The organism is Variovorax sp. PBL-H6 (genome assembly GCF_901827155.1).
Lineage (GTDB): Bacteria > Pseudomonadota > Gammaproteobacteria > Burkholderiales > Burkholderiaceae_C > Variovorax.
This window is the reverse complement of the sequence record NZ_LR594659.1, coordinates 4,697,124-4,722,672: the sequence shown is the minus strand read 5'-3', so window position 1 is coordinate 4,722,672 and position 25,549 is coordinate 4,697,124. Positions and strand designations below refer to the sequence as shown.

General features: G+C 65.6%; 22 protein-coding genes. 6 read left to right on the top strand and 16 right to left on the bottom strand.

The window, feature by feature from the left end; genetic code table 11:
- Positions 1-9: 9 nt before the first annotated feature.
- From G3W89_RS22360 to G3W89_RS22295, 14 genes are all read right to left on the bottom strand, one after another.
- Positions 10-2,694 carry a FimV/HubP family polar landmark protein gene (locus tag G3W89_RS22360; RefSeq protein ID WP_162576225.1) on the bottom strand — a complete coding sequence of 895 codons (2,685 nt, stop codon included), beginning with the start codon at positions 2,692-2,694 and terminating at the stop codon, positions 10-12.
- A 162-nt stretch (positions 2,695-2,856) separates the two neighbouring features.
- Positions 2,857-3,999 carry an aspartate-semialdehyde dehydrogenase gene (gene asd / locus G3W89_RS22355; protein ID WP_162576224.1) on the bottom strand — a complete coding sequence of 381 codons (1,143 nt, stop codon included), beginning with the start codon at positions 3,997-3,999 and terminating at the stop codon, positions 2,857-2,859.
- 89 nt (positions 4,000-4,088) lie between these two features.
- Positions 4,089-5,177, bottom strand: coding sequence for a 3-isopropylmalate dehydrogenase (gene leuB / locus G3W89_RS22350; RefSeq protein WP_162576223.1), 1,089 nt, complete (start codon positions 5,175-5,177; stop codon positions 4,089-4,091).
- A 29-nt stretch (positions 5,178-5,206) separates the two neighbouring features.
- Positions 5,207-5,857, bottom strand: a complete 651-nt coding sequence (gene leuD, locus G3W89_RS22345) for a 3-isopropylmalate dehydratase small subunit (protein WP_162576222.1) — start codon at positions 5,855-5,857, stop codon at positions 5,207-5,209.
- A 12-nt stretch (positions 5,858-5,869) separates the two neighbouring features.
- Positions 5,870-7,291 (bottom strand): 3-isopropylmalate dehydratase large subunit, encoded by a 1,422-nt coding sequence (leuC, locus tag G3W89_RS22340; RefSeq protein WP_162576221.1) that lies wholly within the window; start codon positions 7,289-7,291, stop codon positions 5,870-5,872.
- 45 nt (positions 7,292-7,336) lie between these two features.
- Positions 7,337-8,281, bottom strand: coding sequence for a LysR substrate-binding domain-containing protein (locus G3W89_RS22335; protein WP_162577605.1), 945 nt, complete (start codon positions 8,279-8,281; stop codon positions 7,337-7,339).
- Between the two features lie 116 nt (positions 8,282-8,397).
- Complete coding sequence (locus G3W89_RS22330; RefSeq protein ID WP_162576220.1) at positions 8,398-8,538, bottom strand: entericidin A/B family lipoprotein; 141 nt, start codon at positions 8,536-8,538, stop codon at positions 8,398-8,400.
- Between the two features lie 118 nt (positions 8,539-8,656).
- A complete protein-coding gene (gene gltA, locus G3W89_RS22325) occupies positions 8,657-9,967 on the bottom strand; it encodes a citrate synthase (RefSeq protein ID WP_162576219.1) in 1,311 nt (436 codons plus the stop codon).
- Between the two features lie 23 nt (positions 9,968-9,990).
- A complete protein-coding gene (locus G3W89_RS22320) occupies positions 9,991-10,293 on the bottom strand; it encodes an FAD assembly factor SdhE (RefSeq protein ID WP_162576218.1) in 303 nt (100 codons plus the stop codon).
- Positions 10,294-10,308: 15 nt separating this feature from the next.
- Positions 10,309-11,010: a succinate dehydrogenase iron-sulfur subunit gene (locus G3W89_RS22315; protein ID WP_162576217.1), complete on the bottom strand. Its 702-nt coding sequence runs from the start codon at positions 11,008-11,010 to the stop codon at positions 10,309-10,311.
- 23 nt (positions 11,011-11,033) lie between these two features.
- Positions 11,034-12,842: a succinate dehydrogenase flavoprotein subunit gene (gene sdhA / locus G3W89_RS22310; RefSeq protein WP_162576216.1), complete on the bottom strand. Its 1,809-nt coding sequence runs from the start codon at positions 12,840-12,842 to the stop codon at positions 11,034-11,036.
- Between the two features lie 5 nt (positions 12,843-12,847).
- Positions 12,848-13,213: a succinate dehydrogenase, hydrophobic membrane anchor protein gene (sdhD, locus tag G3W89_RS22305; protein ID WP_162576215.1), complete on the bottom strand. Its 366-nt coding sequence runs from the start codon at positions 13,211-13,213 to the stop codon at positions 12,848-12,850.
- A 52-nt stretch (positions 13,214-13,265) separates the two neighbouring features.
- Complete coding sequence (sdhC, locus tag G3W89_RS22300; protein WP_162576214.1) at positions 13,266-13,712, bottom strand: succinate dehydrogenase, cytochrome b556 subunit; 447 nt, start codon at positions 13,710-13,712, stop codon at positions 13,266-13,268.
- A gap of 169 nt (positions 13,713-13,881) precedes the next feature.
- Positions 13,882-14,643, bottom strand: coding sequence for a GntR family transcriptional regulator (locus G3W89_RS22295; protein ID WP_162576213.1), 762 nt, complete (start codon positions 14,641-14,643; stop codon positions 13,882-13,884).
- Between the two features lie 191 nt (positions 14,644-14,834).
- On the opposite strand from G3W89_RS22295, the gene G3W89_RS22290 reads away from it, so the two are divergent.
- From G3W89_RS22290 to G3W89_RS22270, 5 genes are all read left to right on the top strand, one after another.
- Positions 14,835-15,821 (top strand): malate dehydrogenase, encoded by a 987-nt coding sequence (locus tag G3W89_RS22290; RefSeq protein WP_162576212.1) that lies wholly within the window; start codon positions 14,835-14,837, stop codon positions 15,819-15,821.
- 23 nt (positions 15,822-15,844) lie between these two features.
- The gene (gene tam, locus G3W89_RS22285; protein WP_162576211.1) at positions 15,845-16,621 is read left to right on the top strand and encodes a trans-aconitate 2-methyltransferase; all 777 of its coding nucleotides are present in this window, start codon (positions 15,845-15,847) and stop codon (positions 16,619-16,621) included.
- 55 nt (positions 16,622-16,676) lie between these two features.
- On the top strand, positions 16,677-17,675 hold the full coding sequence (locus G3W89_RS22280) for an HpcH/HpaI aldolase/citrate lyase family protein (RefSeq protein ID WP_162576210.1): 999 nt from the start codon (positions 16,677-16,679) through the stop codon (positions 17,673-17,675).
- Between the two features lie 31 nt (positions 17,676-17,706).
- Positions 17,707-18,267, top strand: a complete 561-nt coding sequence (locus G3W89_RS22275; RefSeq protein WP_162576209.1) for a hypothetical protein — start codon at positions 17,707-17,709, stop codon at positions 18,265-18,267.
- Between the two features lie 73 nt (positions 18,268-18,340).
- Positions 18,341-20,932, top strand: coding sequence for a bifunctional aconitate hydratase 2/2-methylisocitrate dehydratase (locus tag G3W89_RS22270; RefSeq protein ID WP_162576208.1), 2,592 nt, complete (start codon positions 18,341-18,343; stop codon positions 20,930-20,932).
- 66 nt (positions 20,933-20,998) lie between these two features.
- Here G3W89_RS22270 and G3W89_RS22265 read toward each other — a convergent pair whose 3' ends face one another.
- Positions 20,999-21,499 (bottom strand): pyridoxamine 5'-phosphate oxidase family protein, encoded by a 501-nt coding sequence (locus G3W89_RS22265; protein ID WP_174258277.1) that lies wholly within the window; start codon positions 21,497-21,499, stop codon positions 20,999-21,001.
- Positions 21,500-21,601: 102 nt separating this feature from the next.
- The gene (locus tag G3W89_RS22260; RefSeq protein ID WP_162577604.1) at positions 21,602-22,429 is read right to left on the bottom strand and encodes a helix-turn-helix domain-containing protein; all 828 of its coding nucleotides are present in this window, start codon (positions 22,427-22,429) and stop codon (positions 21,602-21,604) included.
- 126 nt (positions 22,430-22,555) lie between these two features.
- On the opposite strand from G3W89_RS22260, the gene G3W89_RS22255 reads away from it, so the two are divergent.
- Positions 22,556-25,423 carry an aconitate hydratase gene (locus G3W89_RS22255; protein ID WP_162576206.1) on the top strand — a complete coding sequence of 956 codons (2,868 nt, stop codon included), beginning with the start codon at positions 22,556-22,558 and terminating at the stop codon, positions 25,421-25,423.
- Positions 25,424-25,549 lie beyond the last annotated feature (126 nt).

Below are 25,549 nucleotides of genomic sequence, written 5' to 3'. Positions count from 1 at the left end.
CAGCGCCGCTCAGCGCAATTGGCCGAGCAGTTGCTTCGCTTCGGCCTTCACATCGCCCGAACCCTCGGCGGCCACTTCCTCGACCAGCGAGCGGGCTCCTTCGACATCACCGAGCGCCTTCAGTTCGCGCGCCAACGACAACTTGATGGCATGCGGGCTGTCGCCGCCTTCTTCGGCCAGGGGCTCCAGACGGCCGCGCTCGGTGTCGGCGGGTGCGCGCAAGCCGGCCAGGGAGCTCATGTCGAACTCGATAAAGCCCGAGTCGCCCGGCAGGCCGGCACGCAGGGTTGCCGGCTGGGTCATGTCTTCGTTCGAGGTCAAAGGGGCGCGCACCGTCGTCGGCTCGAGAAAGCCGGGGGCCGTGTCGAAATCGTTGTGCAGGTCGAGCTTGGCGCTCGGGGCGGCAGGCCCTGAATGGCTTCCATTCGTCAGCGTCGTACGCGGCGCCGGCGCGGGCACCTGGGCGTGCAATTGCGGCAAGCTGGCGCTGACGGGAGCGGGCGCAGGTGGCTTGCTCAGGTCCAGGTCGAAATCCAGCGGGGCGACCGAAGGCACGAAAGCCGGAGGCGGCGCGGCGACCACCGGAGCTGCCGCCGGTGCAGCAGATGGCGCTGCAGGCGCCGCCGTTGCGGCAGCCAGGGTGCCGGCGAAGGCGGCGGCTTCCGCCGAAGTGACGTTCCGGCCCTCGAATTCGTACAACGGATTGCCAGGATCCAGCTCCTTGCCCATGTCCGCCACCCGGTTCCAGTCGCTGCCGGTGCCGCCGGTCAGCTTGTGCACGTCCGACGCGAGTGCCTCGTAGGCGCGCAGATCGCGTCGCTTGGCGTGGATCTCGAGGAGCTTGAGGTGGATGGCGGTGCGCTCGGGCGTGACGCGCAGGGCTTCGCGCAGGATTTCCTCGGCCTGCAGGTCGCGGCCGTAGGCCAGGTAGACGTCGGCCTCGGCGACGGGATCGACATCGCCGGCGTCGAGCTGGCTCGGCGAATAAGACAGAGAGGAGACAACCGAATTGCCCCGGTTCTTCGTGTCCACAGACTCGCCGCCGCTGGCACCGAAGAACGAATCCCTGGGGATGCGGCTCTCGAGGAACACGCTTTCGCCGGCTTCGCGACGCTTGCGGCCGAGGACGCGGTACAACAGGAAGCCGACCAGCAGCGCAATCAGCGCGGCGCCGGCGAGGATCAGCGGGTTCGCGAGCAGTTCGTCGAAGAAACCGGGGGCGGGAGCAGGGGCTGGCGCTGGGCCCTTGGCAGCGGTCGACGCCGAGGCCGGAACCGCGGCAGGGGCGGGTGCTGCGGGTCCTGCTGCGGCGGCGGAAGCTGCTGCCCCGGGCGCGAGCGCAGGTGCGGCCGTGGGCGCCATCTGCGCGTTCGCTGCAGGTGCAAGCGCCGCCGGCAGCGCGGGCGCCACCGGACTCGCGGTGGCCGCCACGGCGCCAGGTGCCGGCGCTGGAGCCGGTGCCGGGGTGGCGGGTGCGGTCGAAGCGGCTGCAGGCGCAGCTCCTTGTGCCGTGCTTCCGGTAGCGGGCGGGCTGCCGCTTGCGGCTTGCAGCTTGTTCAGTTCGGCGATGTTCTTCGACAGTTCGGCAACGCGTGTGCTGCTGTCCTGGGCTTGGCGGCTCCGGGCCAACTGCTCCTCGGTTTGCCGGCCCGCACCACCCTGGGTGACGCGCAGCTTGTCGGCTGCGGCGTTTGCGGCGTTCCGGTCCTCGACATTGGCCTGCAATTGGCCTTTGGCCTGCCGGTCGGCCTCGGCGACCTGTGAACCCGGGGCATTTTCGGCCAAGCGGCGGCGGTAGTCGCCGAAATCGCGGCTTTGCGCCGTTACCGTGCGCTTGGCCTCGTCGCCGGGAACAGCGCCCGCCTGAGCTGCGCTCGGCACATCGAGCACGGCGCCGGCCTTCATTCGATTGACGTTGCCGCCAATGAAGGCACTGGGGTTGGCTCGCAGGAGGGCCACCAACATCTGATCCAGCGATACATCGGCCGGCTTGTAGATACCCGCGATCTTGCTCGCGGTATCGCCGGGCCGGACCGTCACCTGTTGGTCTCCTGAGCCGGTGCGCACGCTGCGCTCGCTCTCCAATGACGCTGCCGGAGCGGCTACGGCGGCAGCAGGCGCGCGGCGCGGAGACGGCTGCGTGACCACCGGGGCGCTGCGCGGTGCGGGGGCCACGCTGATTTGCGGTGCGGTGGGTGCAATGGGCGCGGTTGCGGTGGCGGTGCGGGTTCTTGGCGGATCCAGCAGCACCGTGTAATCGCGCACGATTCGGCCAGAATTCCAGTTGGCCTCGACCAGCAGGTCGATGAAGGGCTCGCTCAGCATGCGGCTGCTTGTGAGACGCACCACATAGCGCCCGTCGGCCCGCCGCTGCAGGCTGGTTCTCACATCGGCCAGCGCCGGGTTATAGGGCACGCCGGCGGCATTGAAGGCCGCGGCGGAGGCGATGCTGACCTTGAGCCCGTCGGCTTCGGCCGAAGTGATTTCGGTGACTTCGATCTCGGCCCGCAGCGGCTCGCCCAATGCCGACTGCACATTGAGCCGACCGAGCGCCAGCGCCGCGGCATCGACACTCACCAGCCCCAGCCCGAAAGCCACCGCCGTACTGAGAAGGGAGAGCTGGCCGCGGGCAGGAAAGCGCGAGGTCGGGCGACTGGCCGGGAGTCGAGCCGCAGGCAACTGGTGACGTGTCATGCTGGTAGGGGCGAGCGTGGCCCAAAAATGTAAGAGGACGTTAACATCATCACCCTGCACTGACAAGGCGACAGGCCTTCTCTACCCAGTGCGCGCCAACTTCGGCGCCTTTTTACCGTTGCAGTGTCGCAACGTTGGGCGCCCGGACCTCCCAGCGCCGCCTCAGGCGTCGAGCAGGATCCGCAGTATGCGACGCAGCGGTTCTGCGGCTCCCCATAGCAACTGATCGCCGATGGTGAAGGCGCCCAGGTATTCCGGCCCCATTGCAAGCTTGCGCAAGCGACCGACAGGGATATCCATCGTGCCGGTCACTGCGACTGGCGTCAGGTGCTGAATCGTGGCTTCGCGGGTATTAGGCACAACCTTGGCCCAGGGGTTGTCGTTGGCGATCAGCGCCTCGACGTCCGCCAACGGCACATTCTTCTTGAGCTTGAAGGTCAGCGCCTGGCTGTGGCAGCGCATCGCGCCGACGCGCACGCAGAAGCCGTCGACCGGTGTGGCGGCAGTTCCGAAGGCGGCGCCCTGGCCGAGAATCTTGTTGGTCTCGGCGCCGGCCTTCCATTCTTCCTTGCTGGTGCCGTCACCCAGGTCCTTGTCGATCCAGGGGATGAGACTGCCACCCAGCGGCACGCCGAAGTTGGCGGTCTCGCCGCGGCTCAGGGACTGCTGGCGGCCCAGCACCTTGCGGTCGATCTCGAGAATGGCCGACTTCGGGTCATCCAGCAGCGCGCGCACCTCGCCATGAAGGGTGCCGAACTGTGTAAGCAGTTCACGCATGTGCTGCGCACCGCCGCCCGAGGCGGCCTGGTAGGTCATGCTGGTCATCCACTCGACCAGCCCGGCCTTGTAAAGGGCGCCCACGCCCATCAGCATGCAGCTGACCGTGCAGTTGCCGCCGATCCAATTCTTGCCGCCCTTGGCGAGCGCCTTCTGGATCACCGGCAGGTTCACCGGGTCGAGCACGATGATGGCGTCATCGTTCATGCGCAAGGTGGAGGCCGCGTCGATCCAGTGGCCGTTCCAGCCCGCGGAGCGCAGCTTGGGGAAGACCGCGCTGGTGTAGTCGCCGCCCTGAGCCGTGATGACGATGTCGCACTTCCTGAGCGCCTCGATGTCGTTCGCGTCCTTCAGGGTGGTCTCGTTCTTCGCCATCGCCGGGGCCTTGCCGCCGGCATTGGAAGTGGAGAAGAACAGCGGCTCGATCAGGTCAAAGTCGCCTTCAGCCTGCATGCGGTCCATCAGGACCGAGCCGACCATGCCGCGCCAGCCGACGAGACCGACCAGAGGTTGAGTTGCGTTCGCCATTTTCAGTGTGCCCTTGTGAAAAAAAGAAAGTCGTCTTTTTTGGGCCCGGCTCGTCAGAGCCGGGAAGGGCATGACGAAACGGGCTGCGGTTAGCCGGTAATCGTCTTTTTGGTGATGGCTGCCACCACGGCGTCGCCCATCTCGCGCGTGCCGACCTTGGTCGTGCCCTCCGACCAGATGTCTGTGGTCCGCAGGCCCTGCGCCAGCACGTGCTTGACCGCCGACTCGATCCGGTCGGCAGCCTCGGCTTGGTTCAGGGAGAAGCGGAGCATCATGGCAGCGGACAGGATTGTAGCCAAAGGATTGGCGACCCCTTTGCCCGCAATGTCGGGTGCGCTGCCGTGGCTGGGCTCGTAGAGGCCCTGGTCGCTGGCATTGAGCGAGGCCGAGGGAAGCATTCCGATGGAGCCGGTCAGCATGGCCGCCTCGTCGGAGAGGATGTCGCCGAACATGTTGCCCGTGACCACCACGTCGAACTTCTTGGGCGCCTTGACCAGCTGCATCGCGGCGTTGTCCACGTACATGTGGTCGAGTTCGACGTCCGGGTATTCCTTGCCTACCTCGCTCACCACGTCCTTCCAGAGCTGGAAGGTCTCCAGCACGTTGGCCTTGTCCACGCTGGTCACCCGCTTGCTGCGCTTGCGTGCGGCCTGGAAGGCGACATGAGCGATGCGCTCGATCTCCGGTCGTGAATAGCGCATCGTGTCGAAGGCCTCCTCGGCGCCCGGGAAATGGCCGTCTGGCGCGGTGCGGCGGCCCCGAGGCTGGCCGAAGTAGATGTCGCCGGTGAGCTCGCGGATGATCAGGATGTCCAGGCCCGCGATCAGCTCGGGCTTGAGGCTGGAGGCGTCGACGAGTTGCTCGTAGCAGATCGCCGGGCGGAAGTTGGCAAACAGGCCCAGGTTCTTGCGCAGGCCGAGGATGGCCTGCTCGGGCCGCAGCGACCGCTCCAGCTTGTCGTATTTCCAGTCGCCGACGGCGCCGAACAACACCGCGTCAGCCTCCTTGGCCAGCTTGAGCGTGGATTCGGGCAGCGGATGCCCGTGGGCTTCATAGGCCGCGCCGCCGACCAGGGCTGTTTCCATCTCGAAGGACAGATCCAGCGTGTCCAGCACGCGGATGGCCTCGGCGACGATTTCGGTGCCGATGCCGTCACCGGGAAGTACTGCGATTTTCATGAGGTTGTTCTGGAAAGAATGGAAGAACGTCAGGCGATCAGCTGGTGCGCCAGCCAGGGCTTGCGGGCCAGGCGCTCCGCCTCGAAGGCCTGAATCTTGTCTTTGTGCCGCAAGGTCAGTCCGATGTCGTCCAGGCCGTTGATCAGGCAGTACTTGCGGAAGGCCTGGACCTCGAAGGCGATCTCGCTGCCGTCGGGCTTGATCACGACCTGACGATCGAGGTCGATGGTCAGGCTGTAGCCCGGGAAGGCGAAGGTCTCGTCGAAGAGCTGGGCCACCTGCGACTCGGACAACACGATCGGCAACAGCCCGTTCTTGAAGCTGTTGTTGAAGAAAATGTCCGCATAGCTTGGCGCGATGATGGCGCGAAAGCCGTACTGGTCGAGCGCCCACGGCGCGTGCTCGCGCGAGGAGCCGCAGCCGAAGTTCTGGCGGGCCAGCAGGATGGAGGCACCCGCATAGCGTGGCTGGTTGAGCACAAACTCGGGGTTGGGCTTGCGCGAAGCCGGGTCCTGGCCCGGCTCGCCCGGATCGAGGTAGCGCCAGGCGTCGAACAGGTTGGGCCCGAAGCCGGTCTTCCTGATCGACTTCAGGAACTGCTTGGGAATGATGGCGTCGGTGTCGACGTTTTCGCGGTCCATCGGTGCCACGAGACCCTTGTGGACGGTGAATTTCTGCATGATCTTGACTCCTCAGGCGAATTGGCGGACATCGACGAAGTGGCCGTGCACCGCGGCCGCAGCAGCCATGGCGGGACTCACGAGATGGGTTCGGCCGCCGGCGCCCTGCCGGCCTTCGAAGTTGCGATTGCTGGTCGAGGCGCAGCGCTCGCCGGGCTCCAGCCGATCGGCGTTCATCGCCAGGCACATGGAGCAGCCGGGCTCGCGCCATTCGAAGCCAGCGGCCTTGAAGATCTGATCCAGGCCCTCGCGCTCGGCCTGTTCCTTCACAAGGCCGGAGCCAGGCACGACCATCGCAAGCTTGACGTTCTTCGCGACCTTCTGGCCCAGCTTCTTGACCATGGCTGCGGCCTCGCGCATGTCCTCGATGCGGCTGTTGGTGCAGGAGCCGATGAAGACCTTGTCGATGAAGATGTCGTTCATCGCCTTGTTCGGCTCCAGGCCCATGTAGCTCAGGGCGCGCTCGATGGCGCCGCGCTTGCTGGCGTCCTTCTCCTTGTCGGGGTCCGGCACGCGGCCGTCCACCGGTACCACCATCTCGGGCGAGGTGCCCCAGGTGACCTGCGGCCTGATTTGCGTCGCGTCGAGCTCGACCACGGTGTCGAAGTGCGCGCCCGGGTCGGACTGCAGCGTCTTCCAGTATTCGACCGCCTGGTCCCATTCGACGCCGGCGGGCGCCATGGGCCGGCCCTTGACATAGGCGATGGTTTTCTCGTCCACCCCCACCAGGCCGGCGCGCGCGCCGGCCTCGATCGCCATGTTGCAGACCGTCATGCGGCCTTCCATGCTGAGATCGCGGATTGCCGAGCCGGCGAACTCGATGGTGTAGCCGGTGCCCCCCGCGGTGCCGATGCGGCCGATGATGGCCAGCACGATGTCCTTGGCGGTGCAGCCAGCTGCGAGCTTGCCCTCGACTTTCACGAGCAGGTTCTTGGCTTTCCTTGCCAACAGCGTCTGCGTGGCCATCACGTGCTCGACCTCGCTGGTGCCGATGCCGTGCGCCAGCGCACCGAACGCGCCGTGCGTCGAAGTGTGCGAATCGCCGCACACGACCGTCATGCCAGGCAGCGTGGCGCCCGACTCGGGTCCGATCACGTGGACGATGCCCTGACGCTTGCTCAGGAAGGGGAAGAAGGCGGCGGCGCCGAACTCCCGGATGTTGCTGTCGAGGGTGGTGATCTGTTCCTTGCTGATCGGGTCGGCAATGCCATCGTAGCCGCGCTCCCAATGCGTGGTGGGCGTGTTGTGGTCGGCAGTCGCGACCACAGAGCTGATGCGCCACAGCTTGCGACCTGCCTCGCGCAGCCCTTCGAAGGCCTGTGGGCTGGTCACTTCGTGGACCAGATGGCGATCGATGTACAGGATCGAGGTGCCGTCTTCCTCGGTATGGACGACGTGTTCGTCCCAAAGCTTGTCGTAGAGCGTGCGTGCCATGGTGATGGTCTCTTTCGTGGGGATGAAACTGTTTGTCGGCCGGCGTCAGGCCGCCAGCGGATCAGCTGCCGCCTCGGGCGCCTGCAGGTGCTTGACCAGGGTGCGGGCTGCGACGGGGAGTGTGGAGAAGTCGCGTGCCACGAGCCGGATCTCGCGTGCGGCCCAGGCATCCTCGAGCGCGATGCTGCGCAGGCCGCGACCGATCCCGCCCTGCATCAGCTCGAAGGCGCGTTGCGGCATCACGCCAACACCCAGGCCGTTCTCGATCATCCGGCACATCGCGTCCAGCCCGGTGACATGGATGCGCAGCTTGATGGTGCGGCCTGCGGCCAGCGCAGCCTGGTGCATCGCGACGTAGATCGAACTGTTGGTGTGCAAGCCCACGTGGTCGAAGGCGAGCGAATCGGCGAAGTCGATCGCGCCGCGACCCGCAAGCGGATGGCCTGCAGGCGCGATCAGCACCAGGGTGTCATGGCGATAGAGCAGGCTCTGCAACTCGTTCGTGCCCTCGGGCATGTGGCAGATGCCGAGATCGGCCGCGCCCTCGTGAACCGCGCGCACCACCTCGCTGCTGAGATGTTCTTCAAGGTCGATCTTGATTGCGTCGTGCTCGCGCGTGAAGGCGCCGAGGTCCTCGGGCAGGAATTGCACGATGGCCGAGATGTTGGCGTGCACGCGCACATGGCCGCGCACGCCGTCGGCGTATTCACTGAGCTCGCCCTGCATCTTCTCCAGGCTGTAGAGCACGGAGCGCGCATGGTGCAACAGGCTCTCACCGGCGGGCGTCAAGTCGACACCGCGCGCGTGGCGATAGAGCAGGGGGGTGCCGAGAGTGGTCTCCAGATCCGACAGTCGCTTGCTGATCGCGGAAGCGGCGATGAACTCGCGCTCCGCGGCGCGCCCAATGCTGCCGAGTTCGCAGACGGCCACGAACAATTGCAGCGACGTGAGGTCGATGCGGCGGGCGAAGCTTCGTTCGGACGAGGACATAAGGGGCATGCATCTCGTATGGAGATGGAGGCCCCTATTGTCCCTCTGTTTTTATTCCCTGGTCATCGCGAACTGCGATGACATGATTGCCGGTGTGCGATGCTTGTCCAGGTCGCTTATTGACGCTTCTTGGAGGAGTCTTCCATCTTTTCACCGGCCTTCTGCACGTCCTGGCCGGCGCCCCTCCAGGTGTTGCAGCCGTGGAGCGGAACGGCGAGGGTGAATGCGACGGCGATCAATGCGGCAAGCTTCTTCATAAAAGTACTCCTTCGTTAAAGTGCTTCGCAGCCTGCGCTCGCCGCCTGTACGCGTTTGTCAGCCAAAACGCAGAAAAGCTGCCCGAGGGCAGCTTTTCAGGCTGAGCGCCGCGAACGATCAGCGCTTGGCGAGGGGCTGCACGTCGCGCTTCGGCGAGCCTTCGAAGAGCTGGCGCGGGCGGCCGATCTTGTACTCCGGGTCGCCGATCATTTCATTGAGTTGGGCGATCCAGCCGACCGTGCGAGCGAGCGCGAAGATGGCGGTGAACAGTGGCACCGGAATCCCAATTGCCCGCTGCACGATGCCCGAGTAGAAGTCCACGTTGGGGTAGAGCTTGCGCGAGACGAAGTATTCGTCTTCCAGGGCGATCTTCTCGAGCGCCATGGCCAGTTTGAACAGCGGATCGTTCTCCAGGCCCAATTCGCCAAGCACCTCGCGGCAGGTTTCCTGCATCAGCTTGGCGCGCGGATCGTAGTTCTTGTACACGCGGTGTCCGAAGCCCATCAGCTTCACGTTCGAGCTCTTGTCCTTGACCTGCTTGATGAACTCGCCGATCTTGTCGACGCCGCCGGCCTTCTGGATGTCGTAGAGCATGTTGAGCGCCGCCTCGTTGGCGCCGCCGTGGGCCGGGCCCCAGAGGCAGGCCACGCCGGCCGCGATCGCCGCAAACGGGTTGGTACCCGATGATCCGCACAGGCGCACTGTGGAGGTGGAGGCGTTCTGCTCGTGATCGGCGTGCAGGATGAAGATGCGATCGAGCGCGCGCTCGAGGACCGGGCTCACCTTGTATTCCTCGCACGGCGTCGCAAACATCATGTGCAGGAAGTTGCCCGCATAGCTGAGATCGTTCTTCGGGTACATGTACGGCTGGCCGATGGTGTACTTGTAGGCCATGGCCACCAGCGTCGGCATCTTCGCGATCAGTCGGATCGCGGCAATTTCGCGGTGCTTCGGGTTGTTGATGTCCGTGCTGTCGTGATAGAAGGCCGACAGCGCGCCCACCAGGCCGGTCATGATGGCCATCGGGTGCGCATCGCGGCGGAAGCCGCGCAGGAAGAACTGCATCTGCTCGTTGACCATGGTGTGGTTGGTCACGAGCTTTGTGAACGCAGTCTTCTCGCCTTCGTTCGGCAGCTCGCCGTACAACAGCAGATGACAGGTCTCGAGGAAGTCGCAGTTGGTCGCGAGCTGCTCGATCGGGTAGCCGCGGTAGAGCAGTTCACCCTTGTCGCCGTCGATGTACGTGATGGCCGATTCGCACGAGGCCGTCGACATGAAGCCCGGGTCGTATGTGAACATGCCGGTCTGCGCATAGAGCTTGCGGATGTCGATCACTTCGGGACCCATCGTGCCCTTGTAGATCGGCAGCTCGACGCTTTGTCCGCCGTTGCTGAACGACAGGGTGGCTTTGGTGTCGGATGCTTTCATTGCGAGTGTCTTTCAAAAAATGATCAAGATGAGAGGGGGTGCGCGCCCTCGGTACGCATCAGCTGCAACAGTTCGATCACTTCGGCGCCGGCCCATCCGGGCTCGGGCTCCTTTCTTCGAAGCAAGAGGTCGAGCAGATCGTTGTCCGACAGGTCCATCAATGTCTCCATGGCCTGCGCCTGCCCGCAGGTCAGACCTTGCTCGTGCAGCTCGAAGAAACGGGCGATGAACAGGTCGTTTTCGAGCAAGCCGCGCCGGCAGCGCCACTTGAGCTTGCTCAGCGCGCGTTCGCTGATCGGCTGATCGAAGCTGGAGGCCGTTTGCATGGTGTCCGCAAATGGCTAGATGGCGCGGCGCACCATCAGTTCCTTGATCTTGCCGATGGCCTTGGTGGGATTCAGGCTCTTCGGGCACACGTCCACGCAGTTCATGATCGTGTGGCAGCGGAACAGGCGGTACGGGTCTTCCAGGTTGTCCAGGCGCTCGGCCGTTGCTTCGTCGCGGCTGTCTGCGATGAAGCGGTAGGCCTGCAGCAGGCCGGCGGGGCCCACGAACTTGTCCGGGTTCCACCAGAAGCTCGGGCAGCTGGTCGAGCAGCTCGCGCACAGGATGCACTCGTACAGGCCGTTGAGCTCATCGCGCTCCTCGGGCGACTGCAGGCGCTCCTTTTCGGGTGGCACGGTGTCATTCTGGAGGTAGGGCTTGATCGAGTTGTACTGCTTGAAGAACTGCGTCATGTCCACGATCAGGTCGCGGATCACCGGCAGGCCGGGCAGCGGCTTCAACACCACCGTGCCCTTGAGCGTGTTCATGTTGGTCAGGCAGGCCAGGCCGTTCTTGCCGTTGATGTTCATCGCGTCCGAGCCGCAGACGCCCTCGCGGCAGGAGCGGCGGAATGACAGCGATGGATCCTGCGCCTTGAGCTTCATGAGGGCGTCGAGCAGCATGCGCTCGTGGCCGTCGAGCTCGATCTCCACCGTCTGCATGTAGGGCTTGGCGTCCTTGTCCGGGTCGTAGCGGTAGATCTGGAATGTGCGCTTCATCGTGAAAACCTTGTGATGTGTTTTTAGAACGTGCGGACCTTGGGCGGCACGGAGTCGACCGTCAGCGGCTTCAGCTGGACGGGCTTGTACGACAGGCGGTTGTTCTCGCTGTACCACAGCGTGTGCTTCATCCAGTTCGCATCGTCGCGGCCGAGCGGCGCTACCGGATCGTCGGCTGGGCGCTCGTAGTCTTCGACCGTGTGGGCGCCGCGGCATTCCTTGCGTGCGGCCGCCGAGACCATCGTGGCCTGTGCCACCTCGATCAGGTTGTCGACTTCCAGCGCCTCGATGCGCGCCGTGTTGAAGATGCGCGACTTGTCCTTGAGCGTGACGTTGGCGACGCGCGCGCGCACGGCTGCGATCTTCTGGACGCCTTCGTCCATCGAGGCCTGGGTGCGGAACACGGCGGCGTGCTTCTGCATCACCGTGCGGATCTCGCCCGCCACATCCTGCGCATATTCGCCCGAGGTCGAGGCCTCGAGCTGGTTCAGGCGCTCCAGCGTGCGGTCGGCGGCGTCCGCAGGCAGGGGCTTGTGCTCGCGCTGCTTGTCGTTGAACTCGACGATGTGGTTGCCCGCCGCGCGGCCGAACACCAGCAGGTCGAGCAGCGAGTTCGTGCCCAGGCGATTGGCACCGTGCACGCTCACGCAGGAGCATTCACCCACAGCGTACAGGCCATTGATCACAGCGCTGTTGTCCTCGCCCCTCTGCACCACGACCTGGCCATTGATGTTGGTCGGGATGCCGCCCATCTGGTAGTGGATGGTCGGCACCACCGGGATCGGCTCCTTGGTGATGTCGACGTTGGCGAAGTTGACGCCGATCTCGTACACCGAAGGCAAGCGCTTGTGGATGGTCTCCGCTCCCAGGTGGTCCATCTTGAGCAGCACGTAGTCCTTGTTCGGGCCGCAGCCGCGGCCTTCCTTGATCTCCTGGTCCATCGAGCGCGAGACGAAATCGCGCGGCGCCAGGTCCTTCAGGGTCGGCGCGTAGCGTTCCATGAAGCGCTCACCGTTGCTGTTGATGAGGATTGCGCCCTCGCCGCGGCAGCCCTCGGTCAGCAGCACGCCGGCGCCGGCCACGCCGGTCGGGTGGAACTGCCAGAACTCCATGTCCTGCAGCGGAATGCCCGAGCGCGCCGCCATGCCGAGGCCGTCGCCGGTGTTGATGAAGGCATTGGTCGATGCGCCGAAGATGCGGCCCGCGCCGCCGGTCGCCAACAGCACGGTCTTGGCCTGCAGGATGTGCAGGTCGCCGGTTTCCATCTCCAGTGCGGTCACGCCCACCACGTCGCCCTCGGCGTCGCGGATCAGGTCGAGCGCCATCCACTCGACGAAGAACTGGGTGCGGGCTTCCACGTTCTTCTGGTAGAGCGTGTGCAGCATGGCGTGGCCGGTGCGGTCGGCGGCGGCGCAGGCCCGCTGCACCGGCTTCTCGCCATAGTTGGCCGTGTGACCGCCAAAGGGGCGCTGGTAGATGGTGCCGTCCGGGTTGCGGTCGAAAGGCATGCCGAAGTGCTCGAGCTCGTAGACCACCTTCGGGGCCTCGCGGCACATGAACTCGATCGCATCCTGGTCGCCGAGCCAATCGGAGCCCTTGATCGTGTCGTAGAAGTGGTAGTGCCAGTTGTCCTCGCTCATGTTGCCGAGTGAGGCGCCCACGCCGCCCTGGGCGGCGACGGTGTGCGAGCGGGTCGGGAAGACCTTCGAGAGTACGGCCACGTTCAGCCCCGCACGCGCCAGCTGCAGCGAGGCGCGCATGCCGGAGCCGCCGGCGCCGACGATGATGACGTCGAACTTGCGCTTCGTGATTTGTTCTTTGGTATAGGACATGGCGGTCAGACTCTCCAGAGCACTTGAATGGCCCAACCCGCGCACGCCACAAGCCAGACGATCGTGAAAACCTGCAAGACGAGACGGATGCCGACTGGCTGGACATAGTCCATCCAGATGTCGCGCATGCCGACCCACACGTGATAGAGCACCGAGGCGATCACCACGAAGGTGAGCACCTTCATCCATTGCGAGGCAAAGATGCCGGCCCACGCGTCGTAGCCGACCGGCCCGCGCATGAAGAGCACCTGCGCCAGCAGGATGATGGTGAAGAGCGCCATCAGGGCGCCGGTGATGCGCTGGCTGAGCCAGTCGCGCAGACCGTAGTGCGCGCCGACGACGATGCGCTTGGAGCCGTAGTTCACAGACATGAGTCAGTTTCCCAATCAGTTGGAGTCAGAGCCGAAGGTCTGGCCCTCAAAATCAATAAAGACCGAACAGCTTCGCGCCGAGCACGACGGTCAGCAGGATGCTGATGGCCAGCGTGGCGATGGCCGAGCTGTGCCCGAATTCCCTGCTCACTGCGGCATGGCTCACGTCCATCCACAGGTGGCGCAGCCCGGCGATGAAGTGATGCAGGTAGGACCAGATCAGCGCCAGCGCGACAAGCTTCAGGAACCAGCCCGGAACGAAACCAATGCCGCTGTTGAAGGCGGCCTTGAAGCGGACATAGGAGTATTCGGAAGATACCGACGTGTCGAACATCCAGATCACGAAGGGCAGGAGCAGGAACATCAGCGCGCCGCTCACACGGTGCAGGATCGACACGAGGCCGGCCGGCGGCAGCCGGTAGGTGGTGAGATCGGTAAAGGCGTTGATGTTGCGGAACTCGCGCCGCTGCGATCGGGGAGGTTTGGCCAGCTCTGTCATGTGGGCTTTCAGAATTTTTAGAGGGGGCGGCTTGTTCTTTGACGGAAATGCAAACAACGCAAAATTCTATTGCAATGCACCATCGGGCAGTTGAGGCCGAACTGTCACCGCAGCGCGGCGCTCGGATGTTGGCGAGTCGCCGCCTTGATGGGCTGCAGCGTGAAGGCGCTCAGCCGAGTTCATTGCGGTAGTGGTGCGTGTCGGTGCGGTAGAGGCCGCGGCGCAGTTCCATCGGCGTGTCGTGGTAGGTGTGGGCAAGGCGCTCCACGCTCAGGAGCGGCGTGGCGGTGCCGACACCAAGCAGGGCGGCCTGCGCCTCGTCGGGCAGCACGGCGCGGATCTTCTCTTCGGCACGTACCATGCGCACGCCGAACTCGGTCTCGAACATCGCGTACATCGGCCCGTGCCAGGCGGTCAGTCGCTCGGCCGTGAGGCCCTTGAAGGGCGCGCCGGGCAGCCAGAGGTCTTCCAGGATGGTGGGCGTGCCGCGATAGGTGAGCACGCGTCGTACCTGCAGCACCGCGTCGCCGGTGCGCAGCGCGAGCAGGCGCGCAACATCGGCGCTGGCGCGCAGCCGCCGGCAGTCGACGATCTCGCGCTCGGCCGGTCCCTCGCTGTCGACGTCGCCGCTGTCGGGGACCAGCTTCAGAAAGCGGTACTGCACATGCTGCTCGGCGTGGGTGGCGACAAAGGTGCCCTTGCCCTGGCGGCGCACCACCAGGTTCTCGGCCGCCAGTTCGTCGATGGCCTTGCGCACCGTGCCCTGGCTCACGCGGAAGCGCGAGGCCAGTTCGATCTCGCTCGGGATCGGTTCACCCGGCTTCCATTCGCCGGCGTGCAGACTCTGCAGGATCAGGGACTTGATCTGCTGGTAGAGCGGGCTGAACGAGGGCGTCGCCGGCTCGGCAAGCGCGATGGGGGAGGTGGTCATTGGCAGGGCGGGGTGCGCCACGGCGGCGTGTTCGGCGACATCTTATATAAGACACAAGACTGGCGCCATCCAAAGCGCAAATCGGCATAAAATCCGAGCCGGCCTATGCGACCGGGCGCCTCGCCCGGCACCGACCTCCGCGGCCGCAACCGCGACCGCGCACCGTTTTCACCTTTCCTGGAGTTTTTCCCATGAGCAAAAAGCCTGTTCGCGTTGCCGTCACCGGCGCCGCCGGCCAAATCGGTTACGCCCTGCTGTTCCGCATCGCCTCCGGCGAGATGCTCGGCAAGGACCAGCCGGTCATCCTGCAACTGCTCGAGATCCCGGACGAGAAAGCGCAGAAGGCGCTCAAGGGCGTGATCATGGAGCTCGAGGACTGCGCCTTCCCACTGCTGGCGGGCGTGATCCCCACCGGCGATCCGCTGGTCGCCTTCAAGGACGCGGACTATGCGCTGCTCGTCGGCGCCCGCCCGCGCGGCCCAGGCATGGAGCGCGCAGACCTGCTGGCTGCCAACGCCCAGATCTTCACCGCCCAGGGCAAGGCCCTGGACCAGGTCGCCAGCCGCAACGTCAAGGTGCTGGTGGTCGGCAACCCGGCCAACACCAACGCCTACATCGCGATGAAGAGCGCGCCCAGCCTGCCGCGCAAGAACTTCACCGCCATGCTGCGGCTGGACCACAACCGTGCCGCCAGCCAGATCGCCGCGAAGACCGGCACCGCCGTGGGCGACATCGAGAAGCTCACCGTCTGGGGCAACCACTCGCCCACCATGTACGCCGACTACCGCTTCGCAACGGTGAATGGCAAGAGCGTCAAGGATCTCATCAACGACCAGGTCTGGAACGCCGACGTCTTCCTGCCGACCGTGGGCAAGCGTGGCGCTGCCATCATCGAGGCACGCGGCCTTTCGTCGGCCGCTTCGGCAGCGAATGCCGCCATCGACCACATGCGCGACTGGGCGCTGGGCTCCAATGGCAAGTGGGTCACCATGGGCATCCCTTCCGATGGCCAGTACGGAATTCCGAAGGACGTGATCTTCGGCTTCCCCGTCACCACCGAGAACGGCGAATACAAGCTGGTCGAAGGCCTGGAGATCGACAAGTTCAGCCAGGAACGCATCGACAAGACCCTGAAGGAACTGCAGGACGAGCAGGCCGGCGTCGCCCACCTGCTCTGAGTTCGCCCTGTCAGTCACCAGCAATGCTCGACTGGAACCCCGCGCTCTATCGTCGCTACGAGGACGAGCGCACGCGCCCTGCGCAGGAACTGCTGGCGCGGGTTCCGCTGTCCTCGGCAACCCACGCGGTAGACCTGGGCTGCGGGCCAGGCAATTCCACCGAGCTGCTGGTGCATCGATTCCCCGGTGCCGATGTGATCGGCACCGACAACTCCGAAGCGATGCTGAAGAGTGCGCGCGAGCGCCTTCCGGTGGCTCGCTTCGAGCTCAGCGACATCGGGAGCTGGCGACCCGGGTCGCCGCCCGATCTCATCTACGCCAACGCGTCGCTGCAATGGGTGCCCGACCACGAGACGCTGATCCCCCGCCTGTTCGCCGCTCTGGCGCCCGGCGGGGTGCTCGCCATCCAGATGCCCGACAACCGCGAGGAGCCCACCCACCGCCTGATGCGCGAAGTCGCGGCCGAGGCGCCGTGGGCCGAGCCCATCGGCGATGCCGATCGGCTGCGCACCCCGCTGCTGCCCCTGGTCGGCTACTACGACCTGCTGGCTGCCGAGGCGGCGCAGGTCGATGTCTGGCGCACCGCCTACCAGCATCCCATGGCCTCGGCGGCCGCCATCGTCGAATGGGTGCGCGGCACAGGGCTCAAGCCCTTCGTCGATCGGCTGCCGGCCGAACTGCAGGCGAGCTATCTGGCTGCGTACGAGCGGCGCGTGGATGCCGCCTATCCTGCACGCGCCGATGGCAAACGGCTGCTGGCCTTCCCGCGCATGTTCATCGTTGCCCGACGGAAGCCATGAGCGGCATGGCGCGTCCGAAGGCGAATGGCGCACAACCGAAGGCGAAGGTATTCCAATGACCCAATCCGTCCACCCGCAGGAAGTGCTGCTCGGCGCTCAGGCCGGCGCCGTGGTGTTGCCGGTGTGCGACCACTACAGCGGCGTCGAGCCGCGCATGCGCAAGAGCCTCTCGTTGCAGGCCGAGATGGCGCAGGAGTTCGGTGCCTGCGTGTTCGACGTCACCCTCGATTGCGAGGACGGCGCCCCCGTCGGCGGCGAGGCCGAGCACGCCGCGCTGGTCACCGAGCTTGCCCTGGCCGCTGCGCCCGGCATGCGCGTGGGCGTGCGCGTCCATCCGGTCGACCATCCGGCCTTTGCCGGCGACATCGTCACCATCGCGGGCCGCGCCGGCCACCGCCTGAGCCACCTCATGGTGCCCAAGGTCGAGTCCGCCGAGGACGTGCGCGAGGCCGTGCAGGCGCTCAATGCCGCGGGCGCAGAGGCCTTGCCGCTCCACGTGTTGATCGAGTCGCCGCACGCCGTGCACCAGGCCTTCGAGATCGCGGCCCATCCGCGCGTGCAGTCGCTCAGCTTTGGCCTGATGGATTTTGTGTCGGCCCATGGCGGCGCGATTCCCGCCGAAGGCATGGGCGCGGCGGGCCAGTTCACGCATCCGCTGGTGGTGCGGGCCAAGCTCGAGATCGCCTCGGCCGCGCACGCGCACGGCAAGGTGCCTTCGCACTGCGTGGTGACCGAGTTCAACGACGTTCACGCAATGCGAGCCGCCGCCGGGAGAGCGTCCGGCGAGTTCGGCTACACGCGCATGTGGAGCATCCATCCGAACCAGATCCGCCCCATCCTCGAGGCCTTTGCGCCTGATGAGCGGCAGATTCAAATGGCTACAAAAATCATAGCGTCTGCCGCCGCTGCCGATTGGGCGCCGGTCAGTTTTGATGGCACATTGCACGACCGCGCAAGCTACCGTCATTTCTGGCATGTACTTTCGCGAGCGCATGCCACCGGCCGTGCGCTGCCGCCGGAGGCCCAAGCATGGTTTGCGGCGGCGTCCTCCTGAAAACCACACCTCCACAAAGGAACAGACACCCATGAAGAAGTTTGCCCTGATCGCCGCCGTCGCGCTCGCACTGCCGTTGTCGGCGCTGGCCCAGGATTCCACGGCCAAGCCGCCGCTCAAGGAGCGGGCCGCGAAGTCGGCCAAGAAAGTGACGCAGAAGGTGGTGCCCAAGCGCGTCATCAAGAAGATCGAAGAAGCCAAGCCCATCAGCGAAGAGTCCGACGTTGTCCTCTCGCCCGAAGACCTGGAGGTCTCCAAGCGCGTGCTCACCGGCACCATCAAGTGCGAACTCGGCGCCAGCGTGGCGATCGAGAGCAGCCAGAAGAAGCCCGGCTTCTTCGTCCTCACGCACGGGAGCACGAAGTACTTCATGCATCCCGTCAACAGCCGCACGGGCGCGATTCGCCTCGAAGATCCCAAGGCCGAGGCCATGTGGCTGCAGCTGGGCAACAAGTCGATGCTGATGAGCCAGAAGCAGGGCCTGCGGCTGGCCGACGAATGCCAGGCCAACGAGCAGACAGCCGTCGCCGAAGACATGAAGAAGAACCCGCCCAAGAGCCTGTTCGACGGCGCTGACGCTCCCAAGAAGTAAGCAAGACAAGGCGCCGGCGGCCCGCCTTTGCTTCGGCCGCCACACCGGTACCTGATTTCGGAAAAGAGAAGTAATGTTGCAAGCCTACGTTGACCATGTCGCCGAGCGCGCCGCGCTTGGCATCCCGCCGCTGCCCCTGTCGGCCAGGCAGACCAGCGAAGTCATCGAACTGATGAAGACCGCCACTGCCAAGGACGGCGAGTTCCTGCTGAACCTGATCACGCACCGCGTGCCGGCCGGCGTGGACGACGCGGCCAAGGTCAAGGCAAGCTACCTGGCGGCGGTCGCACATGGCACCGAAAAGAGCCTGCTGCTTTCGCGTGCGCACGCCACCGAACTGCTGGGCACCATGCTGGGCGGCTACAACATCGGCCCGCTGGTCGATCTGCTCGACGACGCCGAGGTCGGCGGCGTCGCGGCCGAGGGGCTGAAGAAGACCCTGCTGATGTTCGACCAGTTCCACGACGTCAAGGAAAAGGCCGACAAGGGCAACGCCCACGCCAAGGCCGTGCTGCAGAGCTGGGCCGATGCCGAGTGGTTCACCAGCCGTCCCGAGGTGCCGCAGAGCCTCACGGTCACTGTCTTCAAGGTGCCCGGCGAGACCAACACCGATGACCTCTCTCCCGCACCGGACGCCACCACGCGCCCGGACATTCCGATGCATGCGCTGGCCATGCTCAAGAACAAGCGCGAGGGCGCGCCCTTCGTGCCGGAAGAAGACGGCAAGCGCGGCCCGATCAAGTTCATCGACTCGCTGAAGGAGAAGGGGCACCAGGTTGCCTATGTGGGAGACGTGGTCGGCACCGGTTCGTCGCGCAAGAGCGCCACCAATTCGGTGCTCTGGTTCACCGGCCAGGACATCCCGTTCATCCCCAACAAGCGCTTCGGCGGCGTCTGCCTCGGCACCAAGATCGCGCCGATCTTCTACAACACGATGGAAGACGCCGGTGCGCTGCCCATCGAGCTCGACGTGAGCCAGATGGAGATGGGCGACGTGGTCGAACTGCGCCCCTATGAGGGCAAGGCGCTGAAGGACGGCAAGGTCATCGCCGAATTCAAGGTCAAGAGCGAGGTGCTGTTCGACGAGGTGCGTGCCGGTGGCCGCATTCCGCTGATCATCGGCCGCGGCCTCACCGCGAAGGCGCGTGAGGCGCTGGGTTTGCCCGCTTCCACGCTGTTCCGCCTGCCAGTCAGCCCCGTCGACACCAGGAAGGGCTTCTCGCTGGCCCAGAAGATGGTCGGCCGCGCCTGCGGCCTGCCCGAAGGTCAGGGCGTTCGCCCCGGCACCTATTGCGAGCCGAAGATGACTTCGGTCGGCAGCCAGGACACGACCGGCCCGATGACGCGCGACGAGCTCAAGGACCTGGCCTGCCTGGGCTTCAGCGCCGACCTCGTGATGCAGTCCTTCTGCCACACGGCGGCGTACCCGAAGAAGGTCGACGTGAAGATGCACCACGAGCTGCCTGACTTCATTTCGACGCGCGGGGGCGTCTCGCTGCGTCCGGGAGACGGCGTGATCCACAGCTGGCTCAACCGCCTGCTCACGCCCGACACCGTCGGCACCGGCGGCGACAGCCACACGCGCTTCCCGATCGGCATCAGCTTCCCGGCCGGTTCGGGCCTGGTGGCCTTCGCGGCTGCCACCGGCGTGATGCCGCTGGACATGCCCGAATCCGTGCTGGTGCGTTTCAAGGGCAAGATGCAGCCGGGCGTGACCCTGCGCGACCTGGTCAACGCGATTCCGCTCTACGCCATCAAGCAGGGCCTGCTGACCGTGGAGAAGAAGGGCAAGAAGAACGTCTTCTCCGGCCGCATCCTCGAGATCGAAGGCCTGCCGGACCTGAAGGTGGAACAGGCCTTCGAACTGAGCGACGCCTCGGCCGAGCGCTCGGCTGCCGGCTGTACGGTGCACCTGAACAAGGAACCGATCATCGAGTACATCAACAGCAACATCACGTTGATGCGCTGGATGATCGCCGAAGGCTATGCCGACGGCCGCACCCTCGCCCGGCGCATCGCGGCGCAGGAAGCCTGGTTGAAGGACCCGCAGCTGCTCAAGGGCGATGACGACGCCGAGTACGCTGCGGTCATCGAGATCGACCTCGCGGACGTCCACGAGCCGATCGTCGCCTGTCCCAACGATCCGGACGACGTGAAGACGCTGTCGGACGTGGCCGGCGCTCAGATCGACGAGGTCTTCATCGGCTCCTGCATGACCAACATCGGTCACTTCCGCGCCGCCTCGAAGCTGCTCGAAGGCAAGCGCGACATTCCCGTCAAGCTGTGGATCGCGCCGCCGACCAAGATGGATGCGCAGCAGCTGACAGAGGAAGGCCACTACGGCGTGTTCGGCAACGCGGGCGCGCGCACCGAGATGCCGGGCTGCTCGCTGTGCATGGGCAACCAGGCGCAGGTGCGCGAGGGCGCGACGGTGATGTCGACCAGCACGCGCAACTTCCCCAATCGTCTTGGCAAGAACACCAACGTGTACCTGGGCAGCGCCGAGCTGGCGGCCATCTGCTCTCGCCTGGGTCGCATCCCGACCAGGGACGAGTACATGGCCAGCACCGGTGTGCTCGACGCGTCGAGCGACCAGATCTACCAGTACCTCAACTTCGACAAGATCGAGGAGTACACGGAAGTCGCCGACAAGGTCGCCGCCTGACGCGTCGGCACGCCAGACCAGCCCGCCTGCCCAGGCGGGTTTTTTTTGCGTGTCCCGCGCCTGGCGTCAGCCGCCCCGGACCTTCTCGTGCTCCGCCATTTGCCTTGGCGGATTTCCGGTGACGGCCGAAGCGGCCATCTTCATGAGCTGGACCATCTTGCTGTCCTTCACGTCCCAATACTCGGCCTCGACGATGCTCACCGCGAGCAGACCGAGGTTGGGGTCGGTGGGGCCTTGCGGAAACCAGGCCTTGGACATGGTGTTGAAAAGTGCTTCCTTCCTGGCCTGATCCTCGACGAGCGTGGCCTGCCCGGCGACGGAGACGTAGCTGTCCTTGTCCGTGTTGGCGTAAGACACGTTGACCATTGGGTCGCTCGCGATGTGGCGGGCGATCTCGCCGTCTCTGGGAATGAAGAAGTAGAGCGTCCCCCCTTCCTCCAGGTTCTTGCTTTGGGTGGTGAGAGGGTGGCTGTGCAGCTGGCCATCGCCATGGCGGTGGGTCAGCATGCCGTAGCGCGTGTCCTTGATCAGGTCCCAGAGCTTGGCGTGCTGGTCGGTCGTGGGCATGGGCATCTCCGATGAAGTGAAAGACCGCCACGCTAGACCGCTGCGGGGTGCGAACCGCGACGCGAAAGGCCGCGTTCGCTTGTCGTCCGGCGCCGACCGTCGTCAGCCTGCAGCTTGCTGGGCCAGCGCAGCCAGCGCGGCGGCAGTCGAGGCATCCGCCGGAAAGAACGACTCCACTGCCAGCTCCTGCAGCGTGATGTCCACCGGCGTGCCGAAGATGGTGGTCGTGCTGATGAAGCTCAGCACCCCCTGTGGGGTCACGAACTGGAAGGGCACGGCCACGCCGGCGAGTTCGCTGTTGTTGGCCGGCGTGTCGTGGCTGACCCGCGGCGCGGGGTAGGCCGCGAGCTCGTCGTGCAGCGCGACCAGCGCTGCATCTCCGGTGGCCGCGATCTGCTGCTGCAGCCGCTCCAGCAAGTGGGCGCGCCATTGGCCCAGGTTGGCGATGCGCGGCGCCACCCCGTCGGGATGCAGGCTGAGCCGCAAGACGTTGACCGGCGCAGCCAGCAGCTCCGGCGCCGCGCCTTCCATCAGCAGGGGCACCAGTGCGTTGTGCGCCACCAGGTTCCAGTGGCGGTCGACGGCCAGTGCCGGGAAAGGCTCGTGCCCCTTGAGCACCAGGTCCACCGCTTGCCGGGCGGGCGCCAGCGCTGGGTCGTCCAGCGAACGCTGGCGGTACATCGGCGCATAGCCGGCCGCCACCAGCAAGGTGTTGCGCTCGCGCAGCGGCACCTCCAGCCGCTCGGCGAGGCGCAGCACCATCTCGCGGCTGGGCTCGGCGCGGCCGGTCTCGACATAGCTCAAGTGCCGGGTCGATACCTGGGCCTCGTGCGCCAGGTCGAGCTGGCTGAGTCGGCGGTGCTGGCGCCAGTGGCGCAGGTGGGTGCCGAAGGAATCGGCGGCGGTGGGCGGTGTCGAATGCAGGCTCATGGCCGTCATCGTAGTGAGGCTGCGCGTGGCCACCATGACCTGCGAGGTCATCATCCTTCGGGCCTGACCTCGTCATCGAACCCTGCTATCTTTGAGGTGCCTTCCACGAATCCAAAGGAGTTCCTCATGGCCAGAGAACCGGCGCACGCTTTCGCCCCCATGCTCAAGACCTTCAAGACGGCATCGGGCAAAGCCGGCAAATACTGGTCGCTCAAGGAACTCGCCAGGCAATACCCGAATGTCGACAAGCTGCCGGTCTCGATCCGCATCGTGCTCGAGTCGGTGCTGCGCAACTGCGACGGCAAGAAGGTCGCGCCCGAGCACGTCGAGCAGCTCGCCAACTGGGCGCCCAACGCGGATCGCACCGACGAGATCCCCTTCGTCGTGACCCGGGTGGTGCTGCAGGACTTCACCGGCGTGCCGCTGCTGGCCGACCTGGCCGCGATGCGCAGCGTGGCGCAGTCGCTCGGCAAGTCGCCCAAGACCATCGAGCCGCTGGTGCCGGTGGACCTGGTGGTCGACCACTCGGTCATGGTGGACTATTACGGCACGCCGAAGGCGCTCGACCTCAACATGAAGCTGGAATTCCAGCGCAACAACGAGCGCTACCAATTCATGAAGTGGGGCATGCAGGCCTTCGACACCTTCGGCGTGGTGCCGCCGGGCTTCGGGATCGTGCACCAGGTCAACCTCGAGTACTTCGCGCGCGGCGTCTACAAGAGCCCGCAGGACACGAGCGACACGCCGGTCTATTACCCCGATTCGCTGGTGGGCACCGACAGCCATACGACCATGATCAACGGCATCGGCGTCGTGGGGTGGGGCGTGGGCGGCATCGAGGCCGAGGCCGCCATGCTGGGCCAGCCGGTCTACATGCTCACGCCCGACGTGGTCGGATTCGAGCTCGGCGGCAAGCTGCGCGAGGGCGTGACGGCCACCGACCTGGTGCTCTACGTCACCAACATCCTGCGCAGCGAGAAGGTGGTGGGCAAGTTCGTCGAGTTCTTCGGGCCCGGCGCCGCCTCCATTCCCGTTCCCGATCGCGCGACCATTGGCAACATGGCGCCCGAGTACGGCGCCACCATGGGCTTCTTCCCCGTCGACGAGAGGACTGTCGAGTATTTCCGCGGCACCGGACGTACCGACAAGGAAATCGAGCGCTTCGAGGCCTACTACAAGGCGCAAGGCCTGTTCGGCATGCCGGCGCCCGGCGAGCTCAACTACACCAAGATCGTCAAGCTCGACCTCGGCACTGTCACGCCCAGCCTGGCCGGCCCCAAGCGCCCGCAGGATCGCATCGACCTCGGCCATCTCGCGACGAAGTTCTCCGAGCTCTACAGCAAGCCGAACGAGGCCAACGGCTTCAACCAGCCGGCTGAAAAGCTCAAGGCACGCTACCCGCTGTCGCAGCACGGCGAGACGGCCGAGGAGGCGCCCACCGAGCCTCGGCCCGGCGCGCCCGCGCCGGTTGTCGAGATGGTCGCCAACAAGCCGACCGCCGAGGCCGCGCATGTCGGCGCCACCACGGCCCATGCGCCGAACAACGCGGTGACCATCGGGAACGGCGACGTGCTGATCGCTGCCATCACTTCGTGCACCAACACCTCCAATCCCAGCGTGCTGCTGGCAGCGGGCCTGCTGGCCAAGAAGGCGGTGGAGGCGGGCCTGAAGGTCAAGCCGCACGTGAAGACCTCGCTGGCACCGGGTTCGCGCATCGTGACCGAGTACCTCGAGAAGGCGGGCCTCCTGCCTTACCTCGAGAAGCTGGGCTTCTACCTGGCGGGCTACGGGTGCACTACCTGCATCGGCAATGCAGGCGACCTGGCGCCCGAGATCAACGAGGTGATCACGAAGAACAACCTGGTGGCTGCCGCCGTGCTCTCGGGCAACCGCAACTTCGAGGCCCGCATTCATCCGAACCTCAAGGCCAACTTCCTGGCCTCGCCGCCGCTGGTGGTCGCCTACGCGATCGCCGGCAACGTGATGGTCGACCTGATGACTCAGCCGGTGGGCAAGGGCAAGAAGGGCAGGGACGTGTACCTCGGCGACATCTGGCCGAGTTCCAGGGAGATCGACGAGAACCTGCGCTACGCGATGAACGCCAAGGCCTTCCGCAGGAACTATGAGCAGATCCAGGAGAACCCCGGGAAGCTGTGGAGCAGCATCAAGGGCACCCCGGGCCAGGTTTACGACTGGCCGACGTCGACCTACATCGCCAAGCCGCCGTTCTTCGACGGCTTCAAGATGCAGCCGCACGCGTCGGATGCGGGCTTCAGCGGCGCGCGCATCATGGCCCTGTTCGGCGATTCGATCACCACCGACCACATCTCGCCCGCCGGCGCCATCAAGGAAAGCTCGCCGGCCGGCATCTGGCTCAAGGCGCATGGCGTTTCCAAGGCCGACTTCAACAGCTACGGCTCGCGCCGTGGGAACCACGAGGTGATGATGCGCGGCACCTTCGCCAACGTGCGCATCAAGAACCTCATGATCCCTCCCGGCCCGGACGGCTCGCGCGAGGAGGGCGGCGTGACCTTGTTCCAGCCCGGCGGCGAGAAGATGTTCATCTATGACGCGGCCATGAAGTACATCGAGCAGGGCACGCCCACGGTGATCTTCGGCGGCGAGGAGTACGGCACCGGCTCCTCGCGCGACTGGGCCGCGAAGGGCACGCAATTGCTCGGCATCCAGGCCGTCGTGGCGCGAAGCTTCGAGCGCATCCACCGCGCCAACCTGGTCGGCATGGGCGTGCTGCCGCTGCAGTTCCGCGGCGCCGATTCATGGGAGAGCCTGGGCCTCACCGGCGAGGAGAAGATCGACGTGGTGATCGGCGGCGAGCTCAAGCCGCAGATGGACGTGAAGATCGTCGTCCACCGCGCCGACGGCACGCACCAGGAGGTGACGGTGCGGCTGCGCATCGACACGCCGATCGAAGTCGACTACTACAAGCACGGCGGCATTCTCCCGTTCGTGCTGAGGCAACTGCTGGCCGCCTGAGCGCGCCGTTTTCCTTCAGTCGCTTCCGTGCCCGCTGCGATAGCCTGTCCAGCACGGGCCGGATGCCTTCGCCCCGGCGGAGCAGGGAGTGGGAGTAGCCGTCTTCCTTGTGCGCGGGAAGGGGCC

Excerpts from the sequence above, each read along its gene's own strand:
- G3W89_RS22360 (WP_162576225.1), bottom strand. The coding sequence starts at position 2,694 with ATGACACGTCACCAGTTGCCTGCGGCTCGACTCCCGGCCAGTCGCCCG.
- asd (WP_162576224.1), bottom strand. The coding sequence starts at position 3,999 with ATGGCGAACGCAACTCAACCTCTGGTCGGTCTCGTCGGCTGGCGCGGC.
- leuB (WP_162576223.1), bottom strand. The coding sequence starts at position 5,177 with ATGAAAATCGCAGTACTTCCCGGTGACGGCATCGGCACCGAAATCGTC.
- leuD (WP_162576222.1), bottom strand. The coding sequence starts at position 5,857 with ATGCAGAAATTCACCGTCCACAAGGGTCTCGTGGCACCGATGGACCGC.
- leuC (WP_162576221.1), bottom strand. The coding sequence starts at position 7,291 with ATGGCACGCACGCTCTACGACAAGCTTTGGGACGAACACGTCGTCCAT.
- G3W89_RS22335 (WP_162577605.1), bottom strand. The coding sequence starts at position 8,281 with ATGTCCTCGTCCGAACGAAGCTTCGCCCGCCGCATCGACCTCACGTCG.
- G3W89_RS22330 (WP_162576220.1), bottom strand. The coding sequence starts at position 8,538 with ATGAAGAAGCTTGCCGCATTGATCGCCGTCGCATTCACCCTCGCCGTT.
- gltA (WP_162576219.1), bottom strand. The coding sequence starts at position 9,967 with ATGAAAGCATCCGACACCAAAGCCACCCTGTCGTTCAGCAACGGCGGA.
- G3W89_RS22320 (WP_162576218.1), bottom strand. The coding sequence starts at position 10,293 with ATGCAAACGGCCTCCAGCTTCGATCAGCCGATCAGCGAACGCGCGCTG.
- G3W89_RS22315 (WP_162576217.1), bottom strand. The coding sequence starts at position 11,010 with ATGAAGCGCACATTCCAGATCTACCGCTACGACCCGGACAAGGACGCC.
- sdhA (WP_162576216.1), bottom strand. The coding sequence starts at position 12,842 with ATGTCCTATACCAAAGAACAAATCACGAAGCGCAAGTTCGACGTCATC.
- sdhD (WP_162576215.1), bottom strand. The coding sequence starts at position 13,213 with ATGTCTGTGAACTACGGCTCCAAGCGCATCGTCGTCGGCGCGCACTAC.
- sdhC (WP_162576214.1), bottom strand. The coding sequence starts at position 13,712 with ATGACAGAGCTGGCCAAACCTCCCCGATCGCAGCGGCGCGAGTTCCGC.
- G3W89_RS22295 (WP_162576213.1), bottom strand. The coding sequence starts at position 14,643 with ATGACCACCTCCCCCATCGCGCTTGCCGAGCCGGCGACGCCCTCGTTC.
- G3W89_RS22290 (WP_162576212.1), top strand. The coding sequence starts at position 14,835 with ATGAGCAAAAAGCCTGTTCGCGTTGCCGTCACCGGCGCCGCCGGCCAA.
- tam (WP_162576211.1), top strand. The coding sequence starts at position 15,845 with ATGCTCGACTGGAACCCCGCGCTCTATCGTCGCTACGAGGACGAGCGC.
- G3W89_RS22280 (WP_162576210.1), top strand. The coding sequence starts at position 16,677 with ATGACCCAATCCGTCCACCCGCAGGAAGTGCTGCTCGGCGCTCAGGCC.
- G3W89_RS22275 (WP_162576209.1), top strand. The coding sequence starts at position 17,707 with ATGAAGAAGTTTGCCCTGATCGCCGCCGTCGCGCTCGCACTGCCGTTG.
- G3W89_RS22270 (WP_162576208.1), top strand. The coding sequence starts at position 18,341 with ATGTTGCAAGCCTACGTTGACCATGTCGCCGAGCGCGCCGCGCTTGGC.
- G3W89_RS22265 (WP_174258277.1), bottom strand. The coding sequence starts at position 21,499 with ATGCCCACGACCGACCAGCACGCCAAGCTCTGGGACCTGATCAAGGAC.
- G3W89_RS22260 (WP_162577604.1), bottom strand. The coding sequence starts at position 22,429 with ATGAGCCTGCATTCGACACCGCCCACCGCCGCCGATTCCTTCGGCACC.
- G3W89_RS22255 (WP_162576206.1), top strand. The coding sequence starts at position 22,556 with ATGGCCAGAGAACCGGCGCACGCTTTCGCCCCCATGCTCAAGACCTTC.